At 43.9% G+C, this 21,317-nt stretch carries 19 protein-coding genes; 10 read left to right on the top strand and 9 right to left on the bottom strand.

The window, feature by feature from the left end; genetic code table 11:
* Positions 1-240: 240 nt before the first annotated feature.
* On the top strand, positions 241-2,052 hold the full coding sequence (locus tag ACE1AQ_RS01185; protein ID WP_008200515.1) for a proline--tRNA ligase: 1,812 nt from the start codon (positions 241-243) through the stop codon (positions 2,050-2,052).
* A gap of 101 nt (positions 2,053-2,153) precedes the next feature.
* On the opposite strand, the gene smpB is transcribed toward ACE1AQ_RS01185, so the two are convergent.
* Positions 2,154-2,618, bottom strand: coding sequence for an SsrA-binding protein SmpB (gene smpB, locus ACE1AQ_RS01180; protein WP_004162719.1), 465 nt, complete (start codon positions 2,616-2,618; stop codon positions 2,154-2,156).
* A 336-nt stretch (positions 2,619-2,954) separates the two neighbouring features.
* Here smpB and psb29 point away from each other — a divergent pair, with 336 nt between their 5' ends.
* Both psb29 and cofH read left to right on the top strand, forming a co-directional pair.
* The gene (gene psb29, locus ACE1AQ_RS01175) at positions 2,955-3,641 is read left to right on the top strand and encodes a photosystem II biogenesis protein Psp29 (RefSeq protein WP_172456621.1); all 687 of its coding nucleotides are present in this window, start codon (positions 2,955-2,957) and stop codon (positions 3,639-3,641) included.
* 137 nt (positions 3,642-3,778) lie between these two features.
* Positions 3,779-4,915, top strand: coding sequence for a 7,8-didemethyl-8-hydroxy-5-deazariboflavin synthase subunit CofH (gene cofH / locus ACE1AQ_RS01170; protein WP_008200626.1), 1,137 nt, complete (start codon positions 3,779-3,781; stop codon positions 4,913-4,915).
* A 249-nt stretch (positions 4,916-5,164) separates the two neighbouring features.
* On the opposite strand, the gene purM is transcribed toward cofH, so the two are convergent.
* Entirely contained in the window at positions 5,165-6,190 is a 1,026-nt protein-coding gene (purM, locus tag ACE1AQ_RS01165; protein WP_072927053.1) for a phosphoribosylformylglycinamidine cyclo-ligase, read from the bottom strand.
* A gap of 286 nt (positions 6,191-6,476) precedes the next feature.
* On the opposite strand from purM, the gene ACE1AQ_RS01160 reads away from it, so the two are divergent.
* A complete protein-coding gene (locus ACE1AQ_RS01160) occupies positions 6,477-6,797 on the top strand; it encodes a DUF4164 family protein (RefSeq protein WP_008200630.1) in 321 nt (106 codons plus the stop codon).
* Between the two features lie 53 nt (positions 6,798-6,850).
* Here the strand turns inward: ACE1AQ_RS01160 and radC are convergent, their stop codons facing one another.
* Together radC and ACE1AQ_RS01150 are read right to left on the bottom strand one after the other, a co-directional pair.
* Positions 6,851-7,582, bottom strand: a complete 732-nt coding sequence (gene radC, locus ACE1AQ_RS01155; protein WP_002753303.1) for a DNA repair protein RadC — start codon at positions 7,580-7,582, stop codon at positions 6,851-6,853.
* A gap of 94 nt (positions 7,583-7,676) precedes the next feature.
* Entirely contained in the window at positions 7,677-8,864 is a 1,188-nt protein-coding gene (locus ACE1AQ_RS01150; RefSeq protein WP_008200632.1) for an aspartate aminotransferase, read from the bottom strand.
* 377 nt (positions 8,865-9,241) lie between these two features.
* On the opposite strand from ACE1AQ_RS01150, the gene ACE1AQ_RS01145 reads away from it, so the two are divergent.
* From ACE1AQ_RS01145 to ACE1AQ_RS01130, 4 genes are all read left to right on the top strand, one after another.
* The gene (locus ACE1AQ_RS01145; protein ID WP_008200635.1) at positions 9,242-10,528 is read left to right on the top strand and encodes an FAD-binding oxidoreductase; all 1,287 of its coding nucleotides are present in this window, start codon (positions 9,242-9,244) and stop codon (positions 10,526-10,528) included.
* A gap of 9 nt (positions 10,529-10,537) precedes the next feature.
* Complete coding sequence (locus tag ACE1AQ_RS01140) at positions 10,538-11,893, top strand: (Fe-S)-binding protein (RefSeq protein WP_110543753.1); 1,356 nt, start codon at positions 10,538-10,540, stop codon at positions 11,891-11,893.
* A gap of 141 nt (positions 11,894-12,034) precedes the next feature.
* Positions 12,035-13,333 carry a homoserine dehydrogenase gene (locus tag ACE1AQ_RS01135; RefSeq protein ID WP_039899902.1) on the top strand — a complete coding sequence of 433 codons (1,299 nt, stop codon included), beginning with the start codon at positions 12,035-12,037 and terminating at the stop codon, positions 13,331-13,333.
* A 19-nt stretch (positions 13,334-13,352) separates the two neighbouring features.
* Positions 13,353-14,261 (top strand): M23 family metallopeptidase, encoded by a 909-nt coding sequence (locus ACE1AQ_RS01130; RefSeq protein WP_008200646.1) that lies wholly within the window; start codon positions 13,353-13,355, stop codon positions 14,259-14,261.
* A 340-nt stretch (positions 14,262-14,601) separates the two neighbouring features.
* On the opposite strand, the gene ACE1AQ_RS01125 is transcribed toward ACE1AQ_RS01130, so the two are convergent.
* The 3 genes from ACE1AQ_RS01125 to ACE1AQ_RS01115 all read right to left on the bottom strand — a co-directional run bounded on the left by ACE1AQ_RS01125 (position 14,602) and on the right by ACE1AQ_RS01115 (position 17,283).
* On the bottom strand, positions 14,602-15,756 hold the full coding sequence (locus ACE1AQ_RS01125; protein WP_110543756.1) for an alanine--glyoxylate aminotransferase family protein: 1,155 nt from the start codon (positions 15,754-15,756) through the stop codon (positions 14,602-14,604).
* 283 nt (positions 15,757-16,039) lie between these two features.
* Positions 16,040-16,930, bottom strand: coding sequence for an indole-3-glycerol phosphate synthase TrpC (trpC, locus tag ACE1AQ_RS01120; protein ID WP_110543758.1), 891 nt, complete (start codon positions 16,928-16,930; stop codon positions 16,040-16,042).
* Between the two features lie 140 nt (positions 16,931-17,070).
* Positions 17,071-17,283: a hypothetical protein gene (locus ACE1AQ_RS01115; RefSeq protein WP_008200653.1), complete on the bottom strand. Its 213-nt coding sequence runs from the start codon at positions 17,281-17,283 to the stop codon at positions 17,071-17,073.
* 419 nt (positions 17,284-17,702) lie between these two features.
* Between ACE1AQ_RS01115 and ACE1AQ_RS01110 the strand changes: the two genes are divergently transcribed.
* The gene (locus tag ACE1AQ_RS01110; RefSeq protein ID WP_008200656.1) at positions 17,703-18,380 is read left to right on the top strand and encodes a hypothetical protein; all 678 of its coding nucleotides are present in this window, start codon (positions 17,703-17,705) and stop codon (positions 18,378-18,380) included.
* Between the two features lie 2 nt (positions 18,381-18,382).
* Positions 18,383-18,673, top strand: coding sequence for a DUF3288 family protein (locus tag ACE1AQ_RS01105; RefSeq protein ID WP_008200657.1), 291 nt, complete (start codon positions 18,383-18,385; stop codon positions 18,671-18,673).
* A 161-nt stretch (positions 18,674-18,834) separates the two neighbouring features.
* On the opposite strand, the gene ACE1AQ_RS01100 is transcribed toward ACE1AQ_RS01105, so the two are convergent.
* Complete coding sequence (locus tag ACE1AQ_RS01100) at positions 18,835-19,740, bottom strand: Npun_R2821/Npun_R2822 family protein (RefSeq protein WP_110543761.1); 906 nt, start codon at positions 19,738-19,740, stop codon at positions 18,835-18,837.
* 196 nt (positions 19,741-19,936) lie between these two features.
* Positions 19,937-20,932: a glycosyltransferase gene (locus ACE1AQ_RS01095; protein ID WP_008200661.1), complete on the bottom strand. Its 996-nt coding sequence runs from the start codon at positions 20,930-20,932 to the stop codon at positions 19,937-19,939.
* Positions 20,933-21,317 lie beyond the last annotated feature (385 nt).

The raw sequence follows: 21,317 nt of genomic DNA, 5'->3' as shown, positions 1-21,317 counted from the left end.
AACGACGATAACAGCGATCGACCTGAACGCTCATATTTCCTAGAGTAGAGAACAAGGGAGTTAGGCAATTGGAACTAGGGTTCAATGCTTCTCCAACCAGTCTCAAGTTGTGAGGGGAAATACCTGAGAATCGGTAAACTGATCGCTGTTATTGTTTGTCAACACAAGTAATTGATAATTGCAGTCGCTCTCCTTTGATGAGATAATAGAGAGTCTTCTGTTCAAAAGGATATCGATAGGATGCGACTCTCTCAACAGCTTTTTGTCACTCTCCGGGAAGATCCAGCCGAGGCGGAAATCCCTAGTCATAAATGCTTGATCCGTGCCGGTTACATTCGTCGCATCGGCAGCGGTATTTACGCCTATTTACCCCTGATGTGGCGGGTTTTGCAGAAAGTCTCCCAGATAGTCCGGGAAGAAATGAACAAAGCCGGTGCCCAAGAATGTTTACTTCCCCAACTGCAACCGGCGGAACTCTGGCAAGAATCAGGCCGTTGGGACACCTACACAAAAGCAGAAGGGATTATGTTTGCCCTGACGGACCGGCAAAAGCGGGAGTTAGGATTAGGACCGACTCACGAAGAAGTAATTACTGCCGTCGCTCGTGATTTAATTCGTTCCTATCGACAATTACCGGTTAATTTATATCAGATTCAAACTAAATTTCGAGATGAAATTCGCCCTCGTTTTGGTTTAATGCGGGGACGGGAATTTATTATGAAAGATGCCTATTCTTTCAATCTCGACGAGGAATGTTTAAAGAAAACCTATCAAGCGATGGATATAGCTTACCGCAATATTTTTCGCCGTTGTGGGTTAGCTTTTCGGGCAGTAGAAGCCGATTCTGGAGCGATTGGCGGTTCCGCATCCCAAGAATTTATGGTCTTAGCTGATGCTGGAGAAGATGAGGTTTTATTTACCGGCGATGAAAAGTATGCGGCTAATCTGGAAAAAGCCGTTTCTTTGCCGGCCGATAAAGTGGCTTCTCCCTTTAAAAAGTTTACTAAAAAAGAGACTCCTAACACCAACACGATCGAAAGTTTAGCTAAATTTCTCGATTGTTCCGCCACCGCTATCGTCAAAAATGTTCTCTACGAAGTGGTGTATGATAGCGGCATAACTGTTTTAGTTTTGGTGAGCATTCGCGGCGATCAAGAGGTTAACGAAGTTAAACTACAAAATGAATTAGTTAGACAGGCGGGCCGTTACAATGCTAAAACAATTTTGGCTTTAAAAATACCCGATGCTGCCGCTCAACAGCAATGGGCAACTAAACCTTTACCTTTAGGTTATATTGCTCCCGACTTAGAAGATAATTTGCTCAAAAAAGCCAGCGATATTGCTTCTAAATTTTTACGCATAGCAGACAACACGGTGACAGACTTAGAAAACTTTATCACCGGTGCTAATGAAACCGGGTTTCATGTAGTGGGGGCCAATTGGGGTAAAGATTTTATCTTACCGGAATTAATCGTCGATCTACGCAAAGCCCGGGTAGGCGATCGAGCTATTCACGATCCTAATCAAACCTTGCAAAGTGCTAGAGGAATTGAAGTCGGTCATATCTTCCAATTGGGTTATAAATATTCTCAAGCTATGAACGCTTTTTATACTAATGAAGCGGGAGAATCTACCCCCATTTGTATGGGTTGTTATGGTATAGGAGTATCGCGTTTAGCCCAGGCAGCCGTAGAACAATCCTACGATAAAGATGGCATTATTTGGCCCGTAGCTATTGCCCCCTATCAAGCGATTGTGGTTATTCCTAATTTAGCCGATGCCGAGCAGGTAAAAACCGCCGAAAGTTTATACAATGAGTTAAATCAAGCCGGCATTGAAACCCTGTTGGATGACCGGAATGAACGTGCGGGAGTTAAGTTCAAAGATGCGGATTTAATTGGGATTCCCTATCGCATTGTCACGGGTAAATCTCTCAAATCGGGTAAGGTGGAATTAGTCGAAAGAGCCGGTAAAAAAGCGTCAGAAGTAGCAATTAATGAGGTAGTTTCCTATTTAAAAACTGCTATTTCAAAGGCAGACGCTTCTGATTGAGTGATTAAATATACAGATAAGTTTTTTGAAAAGTGGAAAGGAGGCACTCGGCACATCCCCCCGCTTCCCTCTAGGGTGGGGACTTCCCGTGCCATATTTTGTTAACGCTTCATCGCTCGCGCCATATCCCGTTGATCCTGACGACGTTTCAAATCTTCGCGTTTATCGTGTAATTTCTTGCCTCTACCGAGGCCAATGCTGATTTTTACCCAACTACCTTTAAAATACATCTTTAAAGGCACAAGAGTTAAGCCTTTCTGTTCCACTTGACCGATGAGTTTGCTGATTTCCTTTTTGTGCATCAACAATTTTCTCGTCCGGCGCGGATCGTGATTAAAATATTCGCTACTCTGTTCGTAGGGGGAAATATGAACATTAATTAACACCGCTTCACCATTGCGGACTAAAACGTAACCATCCCGCAGGTTCACCTTACCGGCGCGCACAGATTTAACCTCTGTCCCCAGTAACTGCACCCCCGCTTCAAAAGTCTCTAAAATCTCGTAGAGATGGCGTGCTTGCCGGTTGTCACTGATAATTTTGATTTTGTCGTCTTGATTAGCCATATAGTCAAGTGAAAAGTGAAAAAGCTGTTGGGTGTTGGGGTGTTGGGGTGTTGGGGTGTTAGGGTGTTAGGGTGTTAGGGTGTTAGGGTGCTAGGGTGTTGGGGTGTTAGGGTGTTGGGGTTTTAGTTGAAATTCCCCATTTCCCCATTTCCCCACTTCCCCATTCCCCCATTTCCCCATTCCCCCATTCCCCCATTTCCCCATGCCCTATCTTACTCGCTCTTTTGCTCTCTCTGGACTGACTGCTTGCCGCTCTTTGGTAATCACCGGCCTTGTCAGGGGGAACCAGAAGGGGGAAAATGAGAGCAGTGTTAAATTTTTATGAAGTTTGGTTCTGTGGATAAAATTCGCACCGTTTCCGATAGTAAGCGTGATTTTTATACTCGCCACACCCGCCCCATCAATTCGGTGTATCGGCGCGTGGTTGAGGAATTATTAGTCGAGATGCACCTGCTCTCCGTTAATGTAGATTTCCATTATGATCCAATTTATGCCCTCGGTGTGGTTACTTCTTTCGAGAAGTTCATGGAAGGCTATCGTCCGGGGGAGGATAAACCGAATATTTTTAATGCTTTGTGCCAAGCGGTTAACGGTAATCCCGAAGTCTATCGTCGTGATGCCGAAAATATGATCGCTATTGCCAAAGAAACTAATATTGATTCCTTGCTCTCCCAACTGCAAAACCAGGCTCTAGGTGGTGACAATCAGTTGTCGGATAGTCTAGTTTCCCTGATCAACGCGCCTAAGTTTAAGTATAGTCGCCTGTTTGCCATCGGTCTCTATACTATTTTAGCGGAAGCACAACCGGACATGATCAAGGAAAAAGAAAAACGCGAACCAATTTTGCAAAAGTTCTCAGAAATTCTCCATCTCTCCGGCGAGAAACTGCAAAAAGACCTCGATGTTTATCGCGGTAATCTTGATAAAATGGATCAGCTGCTCAAGGTGATCGAAGATGCCCTAGAAGCAGAAAAGAAAAAACGTCAACAAAAAGAACAGGAAAAACAAACCACCCTGCAATAAAGGCTCTCAACCGGAAATTACCGCGTGCAGACAAGGGAATGGGGAACAGAAAAAGGATTAAATCGGCTCTCTTTCTTTACTGTTCCTTCTGACCTCGTTCTACAATTAGGATCGGCAACCCTTAATATTTATTTCCCGTGACTAACTCCTCCATCACCGCACCCGTAACCGATATTTTGGCAAAAGCGCGGTCAGGGGCAAATTTATCGGCAAAAGAAGCGATTATCTTGCTAGAAACTACCGATAACCGTTTAATTGCCCAGATTCGGGAAACGGCCGACTTTTTGCGTCGTCAACAGGTGGGAGATACCGTCACCTACGTGATCAATCGCAACATTAATTTTAGTAACATTTGCGAGCAGCATTGCAGTTTTTGTGCATTCAGACGCGATGAAAATGAAGAGGGGGCTTTCTGGCTTAATTTAGAGGAAATTATCGCTAAAGCGGCGGATGCTGTCCGTCGTGGGGCCACAGAAATTTGTATGCAGGGAGGATTAAACCCAAAAGCCAAGATTAAGGGTAATTCCTTAGACTATTACATCGAAATTGTTAAAAACCTGAAACAAGCTTTTCCCAACCTGCATTTACACGCTTTTTCGCCCCAAGAAGTCCAATTTATCGCTAGAGAAGACGGTTTAAGTTACGAAAAAGTTATCGCTTCCCTGCAAGAAGCAGGAGTCAATTCTCTACCGGGGACGGCTGCCGAGGTGTTAGTCGATGAGGTAAGACGGGTAATTTGTCCAGAAAAAATCGATGCTGCCACTTGGTTAGAAATAGTCGGTACTGCCCATCGCTTAGGATTACATACCACCAGTACCATGCTCTGCGGTCATATTGAAACCCCTAGCCAACAGGTGCAGCACCTTGAAAAAATTAGAAAACAGCAAGAAATCGCCCTAGAAAATAATTATCCAGCTAAAATCACCGAATTTATTTTATTGCCTTTTGTGGGACAATCAGCCCCCAAACCCCTGAGAAATCGAGTCGGACGAGATCAACCAATTTTAGCCGATACATTAAAATTAACGGCAGTGGCGCGGATTTATCTGGGCAATAGCATTAAAAATCATCAACCCAGTTGGGTAAAATTGGGCTTACAGGGGGCGACAGAAGCCTTAAACTGGGGTTGCAACGATCTCGGTGGCACTCTCATGGAAGAACATATTACCACTATGGCCGGGGCCGTGGGCGGTACTTGTTTGACCGTCGAGGAATTAGCAACGGCGATTAAATCCCTCGATCGCCCCGCCCGTCAACGGGATACAATCTATTAACTAGGGTTGGCTGAATAAATGTGAAATATAGGCAAGGTAAGGGTTTTGTGGCTTTTCTTGCGAAACGGGTGCAAGGTTTTGAGAGAATCGTGCTTCAAAACCTTGCCTCTTTATCGGCGATCGCGTCCTGTAGGGGCGAAGCATTCGGGCAATAACCTATCGCTGAAACCGTAGATTTCCTATCCGAATGCTTCGCCCCTACTTTTTCAGCAGACCCTAAGTAGGGTTTGCTGAAAGAGTTTTTGTAGCTTAATCAAGCCCAACAATCTCCCCCTTGCCGGCAATCACTTCGCCGATTTGGTAGGCATTAATCCCAGAGGATTGTAGTTGATTAATAGTCAATTGCGCCAGATCCGATGGGACAATGATCACAAAACCGATACCCATATTAAAAGTATTAAACATGGCTTCGGAATTAACCGATCCCATCTGGGCTAACCAGTGAAAAATCGGCAAAATTGGCCAACTTTCGCGGTAAATCTGCACAGAATGCCCTTTACCTAAGCAGCGGGGCAAATTTTCCGGGATGCCACCCCCGGTAATGTGGGCCATGGCGTGAATATCTAACCCAGAGCGCAGCAGTTCCAGCACAGGTTTAACATAAAGTCTAGTGGGAGTTAACAAAACTTCACCTAAGCTAGAGCCGGTCAAAATTTCGGGGCAATCTTGCCAATTTAAGCCCTGGGTGTCGATAATCTTACGAACAAGACTAAAACCGTTACTGTGAACCCCACTACTGGCTAAACCGATAGCCACATCGCCGATTTGCACCTTACTGCCGTCGAGTAATTGACTTTTTTCGACAATACCGACGCAAAAACCCGCTAAATCGTACTCTCCGGCCGAATAAAAACCCGGCATCTCCGCCGTTTCCCCTCCCAAAAGAGTACAACCACTATCACGACAGGCCCTAGCGATTCCCGATACCACCGCCGCTAACTGTGACGCTTCCAGTTTACCAGTGGCGAGATAATCCAAGAAAAATAAAGGTTCAGCCCCAGAGGTTAAGACATCGTTGACGCACATGGCCACGAGGTCAATTCCCACCGTATCATGGCAATTGAGACTATGGGCAATTTTCAGCTTGGTTCCTACGCCATCAGTTCCCGATACTAACACCGGTTGCCGATAACCGGAAGGTAACTGAAAATAGCCGCCAAAACCGCCTAAACCGCCGATAACTTCAGGACGGAAGGTACTTTCCACATTTTGGCGAATTTTCTCGACAAAAGCGCGTCCCGCTTCCACATCCACGCCCGCTTCTTTATAATCCATGCCCAATTGACCGATTGTATCTCTCAAATTTTACCCAGATTTCGGTCCCATGGGAATTATAAATTGTGAATTATGAATTATGAATTGGGAAGTGGGGAGGAAAGGGTGCGTGAGACGGCCAAAATTGCTGCTTTGACTCGAGGGTGACAATCCGTTGTAACGCAGCACCTATCATCGACTCATCGACTAAGTAGCCGGTTACAATTAAAGATAAAATGCAAAGAATCAGAAGTCTGCGCCACTATCTAACAATTAATTGAGATTACTTAATTAGGAGTTTAGCAAAATGTCTAACGAAACGGTCACTTATTCCCTTGAGGCTGTCTTGACAAGGATTGAGGGGAAAATCGACTTTTTACAAAGAGATGTCAACGAGCGTTTAAACAAGCTAGAGATAGGACAATCAGAATTAAGAGGGGACATTAAAGCTTTAGATGAGCGACTAACCGCAGAAATTAAAGGGTTAACTGCAAGAGTCGCTTATCAGGAGTTTACCAATCGGGGGATTCTGATAGCTTTGGTTGTTGCCATTTTAGGAGGAGCGGCCAAAATTTTTGGTTTTCTCCCCAATCCTTTACAGCGATCGCATAATGTTTGCAGAAATTAACGCCCAATTGAAACGGCTAAAAAATTAAACTACTTGATCGAATGTCTTTTCTGTCAATCTTCTTGGGGATATTTTTCCCAAAGATCCGTGATTTGGCGAAGACTTTGGAAGTTGCCATTACCGAGGATCAAATGATCTAGGAGAGGAATGGCTAAATAGGTAGCCCCCTGTAATAATTGTTCTGTGAGTAAAATATCGTCTTGACTAGGCACAAGTGACCCGGTGGGGTGATTATGGGCGATAATTAACTTAGTAGCTGATTGTTTAACCACTTCTCGAAAGATTTCTCGCGGATGTACCAGTGTTTCCGTGGCTGTGCCGATAGTAATCACTTTGAGTGCGATTAACTGATTTTTGACATCGAGTAAAATAACGGCGAAACGTTCCTGAGACTGATACATTAGTTCGTGGCCAAGGATAGCGGCAGCGGTATCAGGACTATCGATGACCATTTTTTCCGTCGGTCGTCGTTGAAAAGCTCGTTTTCCCAATTCGATCGCCGCTAGAATAGTAGTGGCCTTAGCCGGTCCAATGCCATGAATAGCGGTTAATTCCTGGGGGTGAATATCCCTCAAAACGTCCAAAGGATCCCGACGATATTTACTCAATTCGTTGAGAATATGCTGTCCTAAACCCACCGCCGAGAGTTTGCCTTTACCTTGACCTGTAGCCAGTAAAATCGCTAATAATTCGGCGTTACTGAGGTTTTTCGCCCCGACACTGATTAAACGTTCCCTTGGTCTTTCACTGACGGGAATATCGGCAATTCTTAAGCTGTAGGTCATGGAAGTGGCAAGCTACCGCGATAAAATTCCATCATAATCGCAATTTTAGTCAGTGCCTAGAGGGATTTGGCCGGTTCAGGGGGAAAAATTCTCCTCACTGATAGCGAATTCCCGCATCTTCGAGGCGCTGTAAAGCTTCCCCTAATCGCGGGATATCGGCAATTAAACTGACGCGCACATAACCTTCCCCTCCCTCTCCAAAAGCATTGCCCGGAGTGACAACAACACCAGTTTTTTGCAGGACACTGAGGGCAAAATCCGTGGAAGTCATACCGACGCTACAGGGGACCCAGAGATACATTGTCGCCTTAGAGGGGGGAATATCCCAACCTAATTGTCCCAAACCTTTGATTAAAAAATCTCGTCGCTGCCGGTATCTTTCCTGTACTTGTTTGACGTATTCATCCGGCAGTTGTAGGGCGGTTTCGGCCGCTTTTTGGATAACGGAAAAGATGCCATAATCGAGATTGGTTTTCAGGGTGCGTAACCCTTGAATAATATCGGAATTGCCCACGACAAAACCGACGCGCCACCCGGCCATATTATAGGTTTTCGAGAGGGTATGAAATTCGACACTAATCTCTTTTGCCCCCGGAATTTCTAATAAACTGGTGGGCTGATAACCATCAAAACTCAATTCAGCATAACAGAGATCGTGGACGAGCATAATCTCATAGTGCCGGGCCCAAGCAACGATTCTTTCAAAAAATTCCCGGGGGGCAATGGCGGCGGTGGGGTTACTGGGATAGTTAAAATAGAGGATTTTCGCCTGTTTAGCCACATCTTCGGGGATAGAATCGATATCTATCAGCCAATCCTGTTCCGCTTTTAAAATGATCGGGTATAGCGTCGCCCCGGCAATCAAGGGACCGCGAAAATGGGCGGGATAGGCGGGACTGGGAACTAAGACCACATCGCCGGGGTTAACATAAGCTAGGGCGAGGTGAGATAGGCCCTCTTTGGAACCGAGCAGGGGTAAAGCTTCGTTATCGGGATTGAGTTCCACACCATAAGAGCGATAATACCACTTAGCGATCGCTTCTCGGAAACTGGCGGTTCCTTCAAAGGGTGGATAACCGTGAAATTGGGGGGTTTCAAAAGCTTGAATGGCCGCTTCGATAACTGGACGCGGGGCAGCACCGTCCGGATTGCCCATACCTAAATCGATTAAATCTAGTCCTTCTTTGCGGGCTAAGGCTTTTAATTCATCCAAGCGGGCGAAAACGTAGGGGGGTAAGGCACTTAATCGCTTGGCGCGGCTATTCGTCCAATTTACACTCATTACTTCTTGGCTTACTGATCGAGGTAATCTACCATTATGGCACGAGTGTATGGCTAATTTAGCAGTTAAGCTGTTCGTAATTTAAATTGCTTGTTGAGACGAGGCAAGAGGCAAGAGGCAAGAGGCAAAAGGATAATTTTCCCTTTAACCTCTCGCTTTTTCCCTACATTTGCCGAAAATTTTTTGATTTATGCAAGAGAGCTTTTTTACTGCTTCAGTATGACTGGAATTGCCCGACATCGGAGATGGGGAGCCAAACTAAGGTAATCTGATTAACAGAGGCCCAAAATTACTGATTAGCCCCAGCATTACCCCCATTCTTCTGGATTATCGGCCGGTAAGTCCTGACTCCTCACTCCTCAATTCTTTTGTCAAATATGACTGCGATTGCTGTTCAGATAACTTCTATTTTACCCCCCGACACGACGGTTATTGCCTGGCCACAAGTGCCAAAAGAGGAACAAGAAAGATTATCAAGGGCAATTAGGGGCAAAAGTCCTGAAATTATAGTCTATCCCGCTAATACGGCCGCTTTAGCCTCTCTGGTGCGTTTTGCCAACGAAAATCGTCTGTCTTTATTGGCCTACGGTCAAGGCAGTAAATTAGATTGGGGTGGATTAGTCGAGTCGCCGGATATTTTAGTCAGTACCCAAAATCTCAACCGGATTATTGACCACGCTAGGGGAGATTTAACTATAACCGTGGAAGCTGGGCTTAAACTAGCAGATTTACAGGCTTTTTTAGCTCCTAGCGGTCAATTTATTCCTCTTGATCCCAGTTTCGCCCATAATGCCACGATTGGCGGTATTATGGCCACGGCCGATGCGGGAACATGGCGGCAAAGATACGGTGGAGTCCGGGATCTGATCCTAGGATTCTCCTTTATCCGTCACGATGGCGAGATTGCTAAAGCCGGAGGGCGTGTGGTGAAAAACGTGGCGGGATACGACATGATGAAGCTATTTACGGGTTCCTACGGCACTTTAGGGATTATCGATCAAATTACCCTGCGACTCTATCCCGAAACCCCTAACTCAGAAACCCTGATAATTAGAGGAAATAGCGAAAATATTAGCAAATTAAGTCAAGTTATTCGGCAATCGTCCTTAACTCCCACCGTGGCTGAATGTTTAAACCCAGGGATGACGCAAGCACTAGGATTAGGGGAAAAAGTCGCTTTACTGCTGCGTTTTCAAAGCATTCCCGAAAGTATTAGCGAACAATCGCAACAGGTGAGTTATTTAGGACAACAGTTAGATTGTCAGACTAATTATTATCGGGATGAGGAAGAAATTTCTCTATGGCAAAGATACCGAAAAACAATGGATAATTATGACCAAGAGGGCAATTTTTTCGGCAAAATAGGATTATTACCCAGCAATTTAGCTCTAGTGATCGACCAAATTAACGGACTAGCCTCGATTAATATTAGTAGCGGCGTGGGTAAAGTTATCTTAAAATCGGAGGAAAATCTTGACAAAATTCGCTCTTTATGCCATGGCAATCAGGGTTATTTAACGGTGTTAACCGCACCTCCATCCCTAAAAGAAAAAATTGAACCTTGGGGTTATACAGGTAACGCAATTACCATGATGAAAACCATAAAAACTAAATTCGATCCTCAAGGTATTTTTAGTCCTGAACGCTTTCTTAACAAAATCTAATTAAAAATTATGCAAACCTCCGAACATTCCCTTAACTTTCAAGAATTAATCGACCAAAAAAGTCAAGGATTTGACCCCAAGAATCCCCCTGCCCAAGAATTAATCGATAGTTGTGTTCACTGTGGTTTTTGTCTATCTACCTGTCCCAGTTATCGAGTCATTGGCAAAGAAATGGACTCCCCCCGGGGCAGAATTTATCTGATGAATGCCATCAATAAAGGGGAAGCGGTTTTAGACGAAACCACTAGCCAACATTTTGATACTTGTTTAGGCTGTTTAGCCTGTGTTAGTACCTGTCCATCGGGAGTACAATACGATCAATTAATCGCCGCAGTTCGTCCGCAAGTGGAACGCAATCAACCCCGCAGTTTTAAAGATAAAATTATTCGTTTTCTCATTTTTAATCTCTTTCCCTATCCCGTCCGTCTCAAATTATTTTTACCTTTCCTCTGGTTATATCAAACCCTGGGATTACAAACCCTAGTCAGGAAATCGGGTATCTTAAAAATGCTCTTTCCCCGTCTAGCGGCCATGGAATCGATTCTACCCCAAATTACTCTAAATTCTCTGTTTAAAAACTATGCCGATGTTATTCCCTCCCAAACGGAAAAACGCTATCGGGTGGGAGTAGTTTTAGGTTGTGTGCAGCGCCTCTTTTTCTCGCCGGTAAATGAAGCAACAGTGCGGGTTTTAACTGCCAATGGTTGTGAAGTGGTTATCCCAAAAACCCAGGGATGTTGTGCCGCTTTACCCGCACACCAAGGACAGGAAAAACAAGCACAAAGTTTAGCCAGACAAATGATAGATAGTTTCGCAGCAACCGAGGTTGATTATATTATTATCAATGCGGCGGGTTGTGGTCATACTCTCAAGGAATATCATCATATTTTAGCCGATGATCCTGAATACAAAGATAAGGCTAAGGAGTTTGTGGCTAAAGTACGCGATGCTCAAGAATTTTTAGCCGCAGTGGGGTTAACTGCTGATTTATCGCCGATTACCGAGACAGAATTAACCCTAGTTTATCAAGATGCCTGTCATCTTTTACACGGACAAAAAATCTCGGTGCAGCCACGGCAATTATTGCAAAAAATCCCCAATATTAACTTAAAAGAACCTATCGATGCGGCCCTGTGTTGTGGTAGTGCCGGAGTTTATAATATGCTACAGCCAGATACTGCCGATCAATTAGGTCAGCAGAAAGTACGCAATTTATTAAATACTGGGGCCGCGGTGATTGCTTCTCCTAATCCGGGTTGTTCCCTACAAATTAAAAAACATCTACAATTACAGGGCAAAGATACACCCGTTATCCATCCTATCGAATTATTAGATTATGCGATTCGCGGGCTGAAAATTGGCTAACTCCGACCATTTAAGCTGTGTTAGTGGTGTCAGGGAAGCAAAAGAAAACTCCACAGACAAAGACCTTGTAATGATAAAATCGACAATGGCGACAGCTTGGCCATTAGTATTTTTTGCGTCGGACTAGCAGGAGATAAAAGCGTGACCTTTAAGATTGGTTTACTCGGTTTCGGGGTTGTGGGGACGGGAACAGCGAAAATCCTCCTCGATCCTTTTGGTCGTCATCCCGTACTCAAAGAGATTACCATTGGACGAGTGGGAGTTAGATCCCTAGATAAACCGAGAGAAATCGAGCTTTCTCCCCAGCTGTTGACCACTGACCTAGAATCGATCGTTACTGACCCCGAAATTGATATTATTGTCGAATTATTGGGTGGTTTGGAACCGGCGCGCTCTTTAATTCTCCAGGCAATCGCATCGGGAAAGCACGTTGTTACGGCAAATAAAGCAGTTATTGCCCGTTTTAGCGATGAAATCTACGCCAAGGCCAACGAAAAAGGGGTTTATGTCCTCCTAGAAGCGGCCGTGGGTGGTGGAATTCCCGTCATTAAACCCTTGAAACAATCCCTCGGAGCTAATCGCATCAGCAGCATTATGGGAATTGTCAACGGCACAACTAACTATATTCTCACGGAAATGAGCCAAAAAGGGGCAGATTTTAGTGAAGTTCTGGCCAAAGCTCAGGAATTAGGCTATGCAGAAGCGGATCCCACTGCGGACGTGGATGGATTCGACGCGGCCGATAAAATCGCTATTTTAGCTTCTTTGGGTTTTGGAGGTCGGGTAAAACGGGAAGATGTTTACTGTGAAGGTATCCGGCAAGTTAGCGCCGTCGATATCGCCTACGCTGATAGACTGGGATTTGTGATTAAATTATTAGCGATTGCGAAAGACACGGTTAAGGAAGATGCCGATACTTTAGAGTTGCGGGTTCATCCAACCCTAGTCCCGAAAACCCATCCCCTCGCTAATGCTAACGGAGTCTATAACGCTATTCTGGTCGAGGGGGAACCCCTGGGACAAGTGATGTTTTATGGACCGGGTGCCGGTAGCGGACCGACGGCCAGCGCGGTAGTATCGGATGTGATGAATATCGTCGGAATTTTAAAAAGTAGTGGCAAAACCAAGGAACTTGACCCGCTTTTAAGCTGTGTTCACCAGCATTATTGTCAAATCGCTCCGATGGAGGATTTATCGACCCGTTTTTATGCTCGTTTTCTCTGTCGCGATGTGCCGGGGGTAATCGGTCATTTAGGTATGGCCTTCGGTGACCATGGGGTTAGTCTAGAATCCGTGGTACAAATTGGTATTAGGGGTGATTTAGCCGAAATTGTCGTTGTCACCCACGATGTGCGCGAGGGCAATTTCCGCAACGCTTTAGTGGCAATAGAGTCTTTAGAAGCTATTGACAGTATTCCCAGTATTCTCCGGGTTTTGTAATTAAGAAATCGGTTTTTTTATGGTCATGGGTCGGAGAATCAGAAGCGAGAAAAGTTGGCTAAGTTTGACTAGCACAATTTTGTTTTTTTGTCTAGGTTTTTTGGGCTTAAATCAAAAATTAATTTTTGCCCAAGGGTCTGATAATGTTTGTCCCCCACCGATTTTATCAAGGTTACAACGCCATAGAATCCAAGCGGGAGAAACGATCGCCTCCATCGCCGAAAAATACGCTCTTATCCCGGCAACGATAATTAAACTCAATCCGACTATTCTCAAAAATGGTTTGGCCCCGGTCGGGAAAGAAATCTTTATTCCCCCGATGAACGGCATTCGCATCGAAGCACCCAAGGGTTCCACTTGGCGCGATTTAGAAGCGGCCTATGGTATTCGTGCCGATATACTCTTTGAGCTTAACGGTTGTGGTCGCCGGCCGACAATAGTTTTTATCCCCGGCACCAATTGGTCCGCCGCCAGCAAGCGATCGGATTATACTGGATTAAGTTCTTATCCCTTACCCTTTGCCAGCACTGTCGGATTAGCCTACGGTTGGCAAAAAAGCCCCACGGAACAGAAAAATCTTTTTCATAGTGGTATTGATCTTCTCGCAAATGTTGGTACACCTGTTCTAGCCGCCGAGGATGGTCTAGTGATTTATGTGGGTCAGGAAGGGGCCTATGGTAATTTGGTAGTAATTAATCATTTAGGTCGTCGGCAGACCCGTTATGCTCATTTAAGCAGGGTTACAGTGAGAATTGACCAACGGGTACGAGCAGGAGACGTTATCGGTGCGGTTGGGACCACGGGACAACCGGATATTATTCCCCCCCATCTTCATTTTGAGGTGCGCTTAGATACTCCCGTCGGTTGGACAGCGCAGGATCCGGCTTTGCATTTGCCCCAAATTGGCCCGCAATCAAGTCAAAAGTAAACGGTTAAGTGGGATTAAGTAGTTGGACAAAAGTAAAGTTAACTGTGGGGTAAGGAGTCAGGAGTCAGGATTCAGTAGCCGGTCGTTTCAGGCTTTGTTGCCCTCTTTTTTTGTACCAGTTTGTGTACTGAATAATGATAATACAAGGTTTTTGGCTCTCTTATTCTTTGTATGATAAGTTTAACTTATATAGTAGCGATCAGTCTTTGTGTCCTTTGTGTCTCTGTGGTTCTTTCCACTCACTGCCCCAAGACTGTATCTTAGACTACATTTTACCCACCAAACCTAAGAGAGCCAAAAATCCCCCTCTTTGGGGAGAAGGGGAAAAGCCAACCCAAGATTAACCCTGCACCATCACCGAGGCAGCGGCAGCCACACCGGCGCCGGGGGTGACACCTTCGACACCTAACTCGATTAAAGTCGCTTCAATGGCAGCGATAACCGTGAGGATATCCCTCTCACTGGCAAAACCTAAATGACCGATACGGAAGATTTTACCCTTGAGATGATCCTGACCACCAGCGAGAGCGATGTCGAACTTTTTATTGAGAGTCGAACGAATTTTTTCCGCATCCACCAGAGTGGGGGCCACCGCAGTAATCGCCGTGGAAGCCCAGGAATCCGCCGCGTAGAGGGGCAAATTCAGGGCGCGCATACCGGCCCGCGTCATCTTCGTTAAGCGTTGGTGACGGGCGAAAATTGCCGCTAATCCCTCTCTTCTCATCATTTGCAGAGAAGCTTGTAAACCGTACATCAGGTTAACTGGAGGGGTAAAGGGGGAACTATCCTCATCGGTGGCTTTTTTGTATTTGCCCAAATCTAGATAAAAACGGGGTAGTTTGGCGGTTTCGTAGGCTTTCCAAGCTTTTTGGCTCACGGAAACAAAACCTAAACCGGGAGGAATCATATAACCTTTCTGGGAACCAGAACCGACCACATCTAAACCCCATTCATCGATGGGAATATGATAGGCTCCTAAACTGGTGACAGCATCGACGATGATTAAAGCTTCCCCGTGGTCTTTTACCGCTTTGTTAATGCTTTCCAAGTCATTGAGGACCCCAGTGGAAGTTTCCGAATGGGTGATAATTACCGCTTTGATGGCTTTTTCCTTGTCTTCGGTCAGTTTAGCGGTGAATGCTTCTGGATCTAGGGGTTTACCCCATTCTGCCTTAACTAAATCCACATTTAAGCCGTAGGCTTTCGCCACTTTCGCCCAACGTTCCCCAAATTTACCATTATCCCCCACCAAAACTCGATCGCCGGGGCTGAGAAAATTAATAATTCCCGCTTCCATGACACCGGTTCCCGAAGCGGTTAGCATTAAGACATCGCCACTGGTTTGATGCAACCATTTGAGATTTTCGGTTAATTCGGCGATTACCTTGCTAAAAGCACCCGTCCGATGACCGATGGGTGCTTTAGCCATAGCCAATAATACCGCTTCCGGCACTGGTGTGGGGCCGGGAATCATCAACATATTTTTATTTTCCATGGTTCGTCCTCTCTCGTTGGGCCATATTTAACAAAGATAAAAAACCAAATCTCGATCGCATCAATTCTGAGGGGATGATTTAAGATTCGGCAAACTCTGATTATATCCCGGCAGATAGCCTTGTCAGTTATCAGTGATCAGTAGTCGGGAATCAGGATTCAGGAGATAGGGTGATAGGGTTTTGGGGTGATAGGGTGATGAGACAGCTTCCCCATCTCCCCAATTCCCCACTTCATAATTCATAATTTATAATTCATAATTCCCTCTCCCCACTTCCTAACTCCTATTCCCGATTTTCAAAGAGTTTCTGGATACCTGCGGCAGGATCGGGCAGTTTTACCAAAGATTCGCCGATTAGAACCGCATTTGCTCCCGCTTGCTTCACTTTAGCCAGATCTGTTGCTGTGTGTAATCCCGATTCGCTGACGCTCAGAATACCTTTTTCTCGCACCTTTTCGCCCCTGGCTTCTAGTAATTGGCGAGTATTGTCTAAATCGACTGTAAATGTCTCTAAATTGCGGTTATTAATGCCGATTAGTTCGATTCCCTCAATGGCTAACACTCGATCGAATTCGGCCAGACTATGCACCTCTACCAAAGCTGTCATCCCTAAACCCTTGACAATTTTGACAAAATATGCTAGGTCTTGATCGCTTAAAATAGCGGCAATTAAAAGGACAGCATCGGCTCCTTTAGAGCGAGCGTAGTAGATTTGATAGGGATAAAGGATAAATTCCTTGCATAATAGGGGTAAAGATACCGCTTGCCGGACGAGGGTAAGATTTTCGTAACTACCTTGAAAAAACTTACTATCGGTTAAAACCGATAAACAAGTGGCTCCTCCCTGTTCATAGGTACGGGCGATCGCTACAGGATCAAAATCTTCGCGGATAACTCCCTTGCTAGGAGAAGCTTTTTTGACTTCGGCAATCAAAGCGGGTTGGGTTTTACCCTGTTTTAAGGCAGCTAAAAAGTCGCAAGGTGGCGCAGTATTAGCTATTTTTTTGCGTAATTCCAATAAAGGCAACCTTTCGCGCAATTTATCGACTTCGATCTCCTTATGCCAAACGATTTCTTCTAAAATATTTTGTGGTTGTGCCTCCGGCACTTTCACCACATAACTCAAACTCTCAACTTTGACGGCAGGATTGGGGTGTTTTCTTCGGATCTGCATTTTTTCACTGTCCAGAGTGTGAACAGTGATTAGTTTAACAGTGATTAGTTATCGGTAATTGAGATAGAGACGCAGTTAACCACGTCTCTACAGATATTTATCTATAACTTTTGTGGACATTCCCAGTCTTCACCTAAAGGCTATTGCATAGCTTCGATCGAACGTTCTAAGATTTGATCTTGACGTTTTCCTTCTTCTTGGCGATTTTCAGTTAACAAAACCCGCGCTTTCGCAGTTTCTGCCTCTCCTTCCCCCAAAAGCTCCCCTGTACGAGTTAAGACATTTTCTTCGAGCATTCCTTCTGCTTGTCGTTCTTGGGTTAGATTGAGACGCGCTTTTTCTTCAATATTCATAAATTTATCCTTGCCACAGGTGCGATCGACTTCTACCTTTAGTCTGACACAAATTTAGTATTCCGTATTATTAACTACAGAAAAATTTAGAATCTTACTGGCGAAACTGAGATTTAGGTATTTGTTCTCATTCCTTAAATGGACAGGGATCGATCGACCTCAAGCTATACAATAAAACCTATGGAACAATTCCCCAGCTTAATCAAGCTTGTATATCGGGGTAATAAGTAGGGAGGCACAATTATTTGTAGGATGGGTTAGCGGTAGCGTAACATAATCGGGCGTTGGGTTTCATGCTTCAACCCAACCTACGTTCATCTTATATTTAATTCCACCCACCCACTTAATTATCGATTGCCTAAACCAAGAGATTTCTTGACAGTATCCGATTCTATCGTAATATCCTATTTGCAGAGCTTATGACCAAAGGTAATTTAAACGATCTCATCCGTACAGAAGCTAATAAAGAGGTAGAATCCCAAACCTCTCCTTCTCCCAAACGTTCTAAGGAAACAAACGCCACCCTACAGGCAAAAATTAACGACTTGACGGCAGAGTTAGAAAAAACCGAGAAAAATGGGCAAACTCTCCAAGAAAAAGTTATTTCTCTGGAAAAAGAACTTAAAGAACAGCTGGAACTCTCTGTCAGGTTACAGCAGTTACAACAACAGACCGAGCAGTTAGAATCTGTCCTCTCGGAAAAAAACACTTTGGTGGCAAAATTATCGAGTCAATTAAGTCAATCCCAGACGGAATTAACCGAGAAAAAACAGTTAATTGAAAAACTATCGAGTCAATTAAGTCAATCCCAGACGGAATTAACCGAGAAAAAACAGTTAATTGAAAAATTATCGAGTCAATTAAGTCAATCCCAGACGGAATTAACCGAGAAAAAACAGTTAATTGAAAAATTATATAATCAAATTAAAACCCTAGAAAATAGTCCCACTCCCACCCCTGAACCGTCGCCAATTACCAAACCTGCGCCGAAGAAACCCAGTCTTTATAACTTTGAAATGGCAACTTTGGCCCGTTATATTGCCCCCAATCCTACCCCGACAGAGTTAACGGATTCCGAAATCGGTTGGTTCGATTAATTATGGTTAGTAAAAATCAAGAACAACAACATCCACAGGAAAGACTCGATCGCCCGATTGTTGATCAGCTGCTGCAATCAGAACCCAATGATTTAAACTTAGCTGAATGCGCTCGTTTACGCATACGTTATCAAAACTTTCCGGGGGCAAGAGAAATCCAAAGAGATTTAGATTTAATCCTAGAAAAATGGCAGTTAGATGAAGCTAGTTTATGGGCAAAAACTCGACAACTGCACAGTCACGGACAAGTGTATCAAATTCGCCAAAGCGAGGAGCAACAGGATTGGAGTTAAATTAAGCTATAGGGTTGAAAAAAACACTTGTTCCCTTTCACCTTATCTCAGAAAATAATATTATTGTAGGGGCGAATTGCCTTCGCCCTCTTTTAATAACTGCTGTTGCTCACCTATAGGTGAGAGAACGTCACAAATAGGAGATGCACCAAAAATAAAACCTATAATTTGATTTTATCTAACAATCTCTGAAACGGATTTTTTGGTTTGCTTGCTGGCGGATCTGCGGGGGGATTAGGATCATCTAGATAACGATAATATTTCCAGATATCCCAGTAGGGACATCCCGGTTCAATATGAATTCCTGCCCAATGTAAATATTTTAAGGGCTGATTTAATCTCGGATCGATTAAGATATTCCCCTGAGATTGAAAATGAGAACTTCCCGCCCAATTTCCCGCTTGACAACCCGGGGCGCGGATAATATTAAACCGATTGGGAACTCGTTTGAGAATGGTATAATTAATAATCGGTTGATCGGAGGTTTTTTGAGAAAAATCAAAATATTCTGGATGAGCGGCACATTCTTGAAAAGCACCATATAATTCCTGTTCTGAGAACAGATTCTTTTTACTAGCCCAAAAACCACCGTTAAACATTCCAGTTAGATCATTTTCTGTGAAGATTGCTTGTTCTAAAACAATCGGATTAAAGACATCAGCAATACCTTTTTTGTGTTGGTAATCACAGCAGAGAAAATCGTAGGTATCGAGAAAATTTAGATTATCTATTATTTTTTCAAAAACTACGATATCGGTATCGATATAAAGAAATTGATCTAATTCTCCAAACCAACACACCTGCTTGCGAAATTGATTGGGACGAGCAAAGAATTTTTCTCCGAAAATATCATAAATTTTCTGTGCCAATTCTTCCACTAATTGCAGATCGGGATAGAGAATAACGCCATATTTTTCTGCCAATAAATCGGCAATTTTTTGATAATTATTGTCGTAGGGAATCAAGATGACGGGAGAATCGGGATCGTACAAACGAATACTATTCATTAATGCGATCGCCTGCTCGATAACTCGGTCATTAGCGGTAATGTAAATTCCTCGCTTCATAAATATCCTCGGGGTAAGAGTTAGAAATAATTATATAGCAGTTATCTTAATGGTGAAGTAGAAAGTTTTCTTTTTGGGGAGTCAGCCATCAGCTTTTTTCTCCCGATATCCCTGTTCACTGATAACTGCTCACTGCTCACTGCTCACTGATAACTGAATAGTCGATCGATCTTTCTCTGTCAAAAAGTTGATGCGTTTACTTAAACAGTTTTTTCTTAAGTTTAGCCAGAGAACTCTGCATCCATAATTTTTTAAGTCGCAGGGGTTCTAAACCTTCTATATCAGCCGGATAGCGTTTTTTAATATCAAAGAAATCATTAATTTCTCTTAAAATTGTTTCAAAACGTGGTAGTAATTTTTCAGGATGATAATCATCGATAAAATTAGCCGGTAAAGAATTAACGGGAAAATTACGGGCATAATTAAGAATACGTTCCAGATCGTATTGAGTGGAATAAGCCCCGATTTTTTGACAATTAAAACCGGGATCGAGATAATCGGCTAGGGCGCTATTAACGCTAGAAAATACCGTACAACCACAGGCTAAAGCTTCTAGGGGTGGTAAGCCAAAACCCTCCGTTAAACCGTTTACAGCCCAATATTCAGCCGAATCGTAGAGATAAACCCGACTGCGATTGAATAATCCCACTAAATCCTCTACATAGCTATCTAAAACCTTAACGCGACAGTGGGGACGGAGGGCGGGAACTAGACGATTGAGAAGATACTTTGAGGATTTGCGCCCCTGTACTAGGACATCGATATCCCTTTGTAAGCCTAAATTGAGAAATTCTGAGCCAATTTGATTAGGAAGATAGTAAATCAAAGCATTAGGGGCTTTTTCTCCCCAATAACCCATAGTATTACGGCTAACGGTGATAATTGGTATGCCGGAGGGTAAACGGAAGCCGTAACCTGTACTATGGGCATGATAGATGATATTCTGCGATCGCAATTTTTGCACCAGTTTAGGAAGATCAAAACCCCAGCTAACCACAAAAATACTGTCATCTGAGTTTATTTTCGCGAGTATATCCTCTAAAAAAGGATAATTTAACTCTTTTTGACGATAAGTCACAATCTGGGCGGTACAAATTTGACTAGCCAAATTGACGGTTTTCATTTCTGCCCACAGTCCACCCCCACCAAAAGGAGAAGTAGTACCGGGCAAAAGAAAATAGAGGTTTCTCATCAGGATAATAGAAGTTTTGGTTAAGCGATAGTTTGGAGACTTGGCTATTCTATACTTAATTATTAAGGTGTGGGGTATCTAAAGGCAATAGTTGATCGAGCATAAGTGTAATTACTACTAAATAAATTTTTTAGCCTTGAGTCGGCTATCAAGAGACTTAGCTAGTTAATTACAAATTCTGCTAATTAATAAATATTAATAAACCGCAACCAGCTAGATAACTGGAATTTCACGGGCAAGCCATTAGGGAGCATCTCACCTTTGCAATGAGCATAAATACTTAGTGGAAAAATAGGCTTTTCGAGGGTAATTCTTGTTTTAATTCTCCATGTACGCAGTCTTTAAAAGCCTCTATTTCGTTCCAAGACACGATTAAGAGTGGCTT

Origin of the sequence: Microcystis sp. BLCC-F209 (assembly GCF_041928595.1) — a bacterium.
Taxonomy (GTDB): Bacteria; Cyanobacteriota; Cyanobacteriia; order Cyanobacteriales; family Microcystaceae; genus Microcystis.
This window is presented reverse-complemented; position numbering and strand designations above follow the sequence as displayed.

What these genes read in the sequence shown, in the direction of transcription:
- ACE1AQ_RS01185 (WP_008200515.1), top strand. Translation starts at nt 241, where the DNA reads ATGCGACTCTCTCAACAGCTTTTTGTCACTCTCCGGGAAGATCCAGCC.
- smpB (WP_004162719.1), bottom strand. Translation starts at nt 2,618, where the DNA reads ATGGCTAATCAAGACGACAAAATCAAAATTATCAGTGACAACCGGCAA.
- purM (WP_072927053.1), bottom strand. Translation starts at nt 6,190, where the DNA reads ATGGATTATAAAGAAGCGGGCGTGGATGTGGAAGCGGGACGCGCTTTT.
- ACE1AQ_RS01160 (WP_008200630.1), top strand. Translation starts at nt 6,477, where the DNA reads ATGTCTAACGAAACGGTCACTTATTCCCTTGAGGCTGTCTTGACAAGG.
- radC (WP_002753303.1), bottom strand. Translation starts at nt 7,582, where the DNA reads ATGACCTACAGCTTAAGAATTGCCGATATTCCCGTCAGTGAAAGACCA.
- ACE1AQ_RS01150 (WP_008200632.1), bottom strand. Translation starts at nt 8,864, where the DNA reads ATGAGTGTAAATTGGACGAATAGCCGCGCCAAGCGATTAAGTGCCTTA.
- ACE1AQ_RS01145 (WP_008200635.1), top strand. Translation starts at nt 9,242, where the DNA reads ATGACTGCGATTGCTGTTCAGATAACTTCTATTTTACCCCCCGACACG.
- ACE1AQ_RS01140 (WP_110543753.1), top strand. Translation starts at nt 10,538, where the DNA reads ATGCAAACCTCCGAACATTCCCTTAACTTTCAAGAATTAATCGACCAA.
- ACE1AQ_RS01130 (WP_008200646.1), top strand. Translation starts at nt 13,353, where the DNA reads ATGGTCATGGGTCGGAGAATCAGAAGCGAGAAAAGTTGGCTAAGTTTG.
- ACE1AQ_RS01125 (WP_110543756.1), bottom strand. Translation starts at nt 15,756, where the DNA reads ATGGAAAATAAAAATATGTTGATGATTCCCGGCCCCACACCAGTGCCG.
- trpC (WP_110543758.1), bottom strand. Translation starts at nt 16,930, where the DNA reads ATGCAGATCCGAAGAAAACACCCCAATCCTGCCGTCAAAGTTGAGAGT.
- ACE1AQ_RS01115 (WP_008200653.1), bottom strand. Translation starts at nt 17,283, where the DNA reads ATGAATATTGAAGAAAAAGCGCGTCTCAATCTAACCCAAGAACGACAA.
- ACE1AQ_RS01110 (WP_008200656.1), top strand. Translation starts at nt 17,703, where the DNA reads ATGACCAAAGGTAATTTAAACGATCTCATCCGTACAGAAGCTAATAAA.
- ACE1AQ_RS01105 (WP_008200657.1), top strand. Translation starts at nt 18,383, where the DNA reads ATGGTTAGTAAAAATCAAGAACAACAACATCCACAGGAAAGACTCGAT.
- ACE1AQ_RS01100 (WP_110543761.1), bottom strand. Translation starts at nt 19,740, where the DNA reads ATGAAGCGAGGAATTTACATTACCGCTAATGACCGAGTTATCGAGCAG.
- ACE1AQ_RS01095 (WP_008200661.1), bottom strand. Translation starts at nt 20,932, where the DNA reads ATGAGAAACCTCTATTTTCTTTTGCCCGGTACTACTTCTCCTTTTGGT.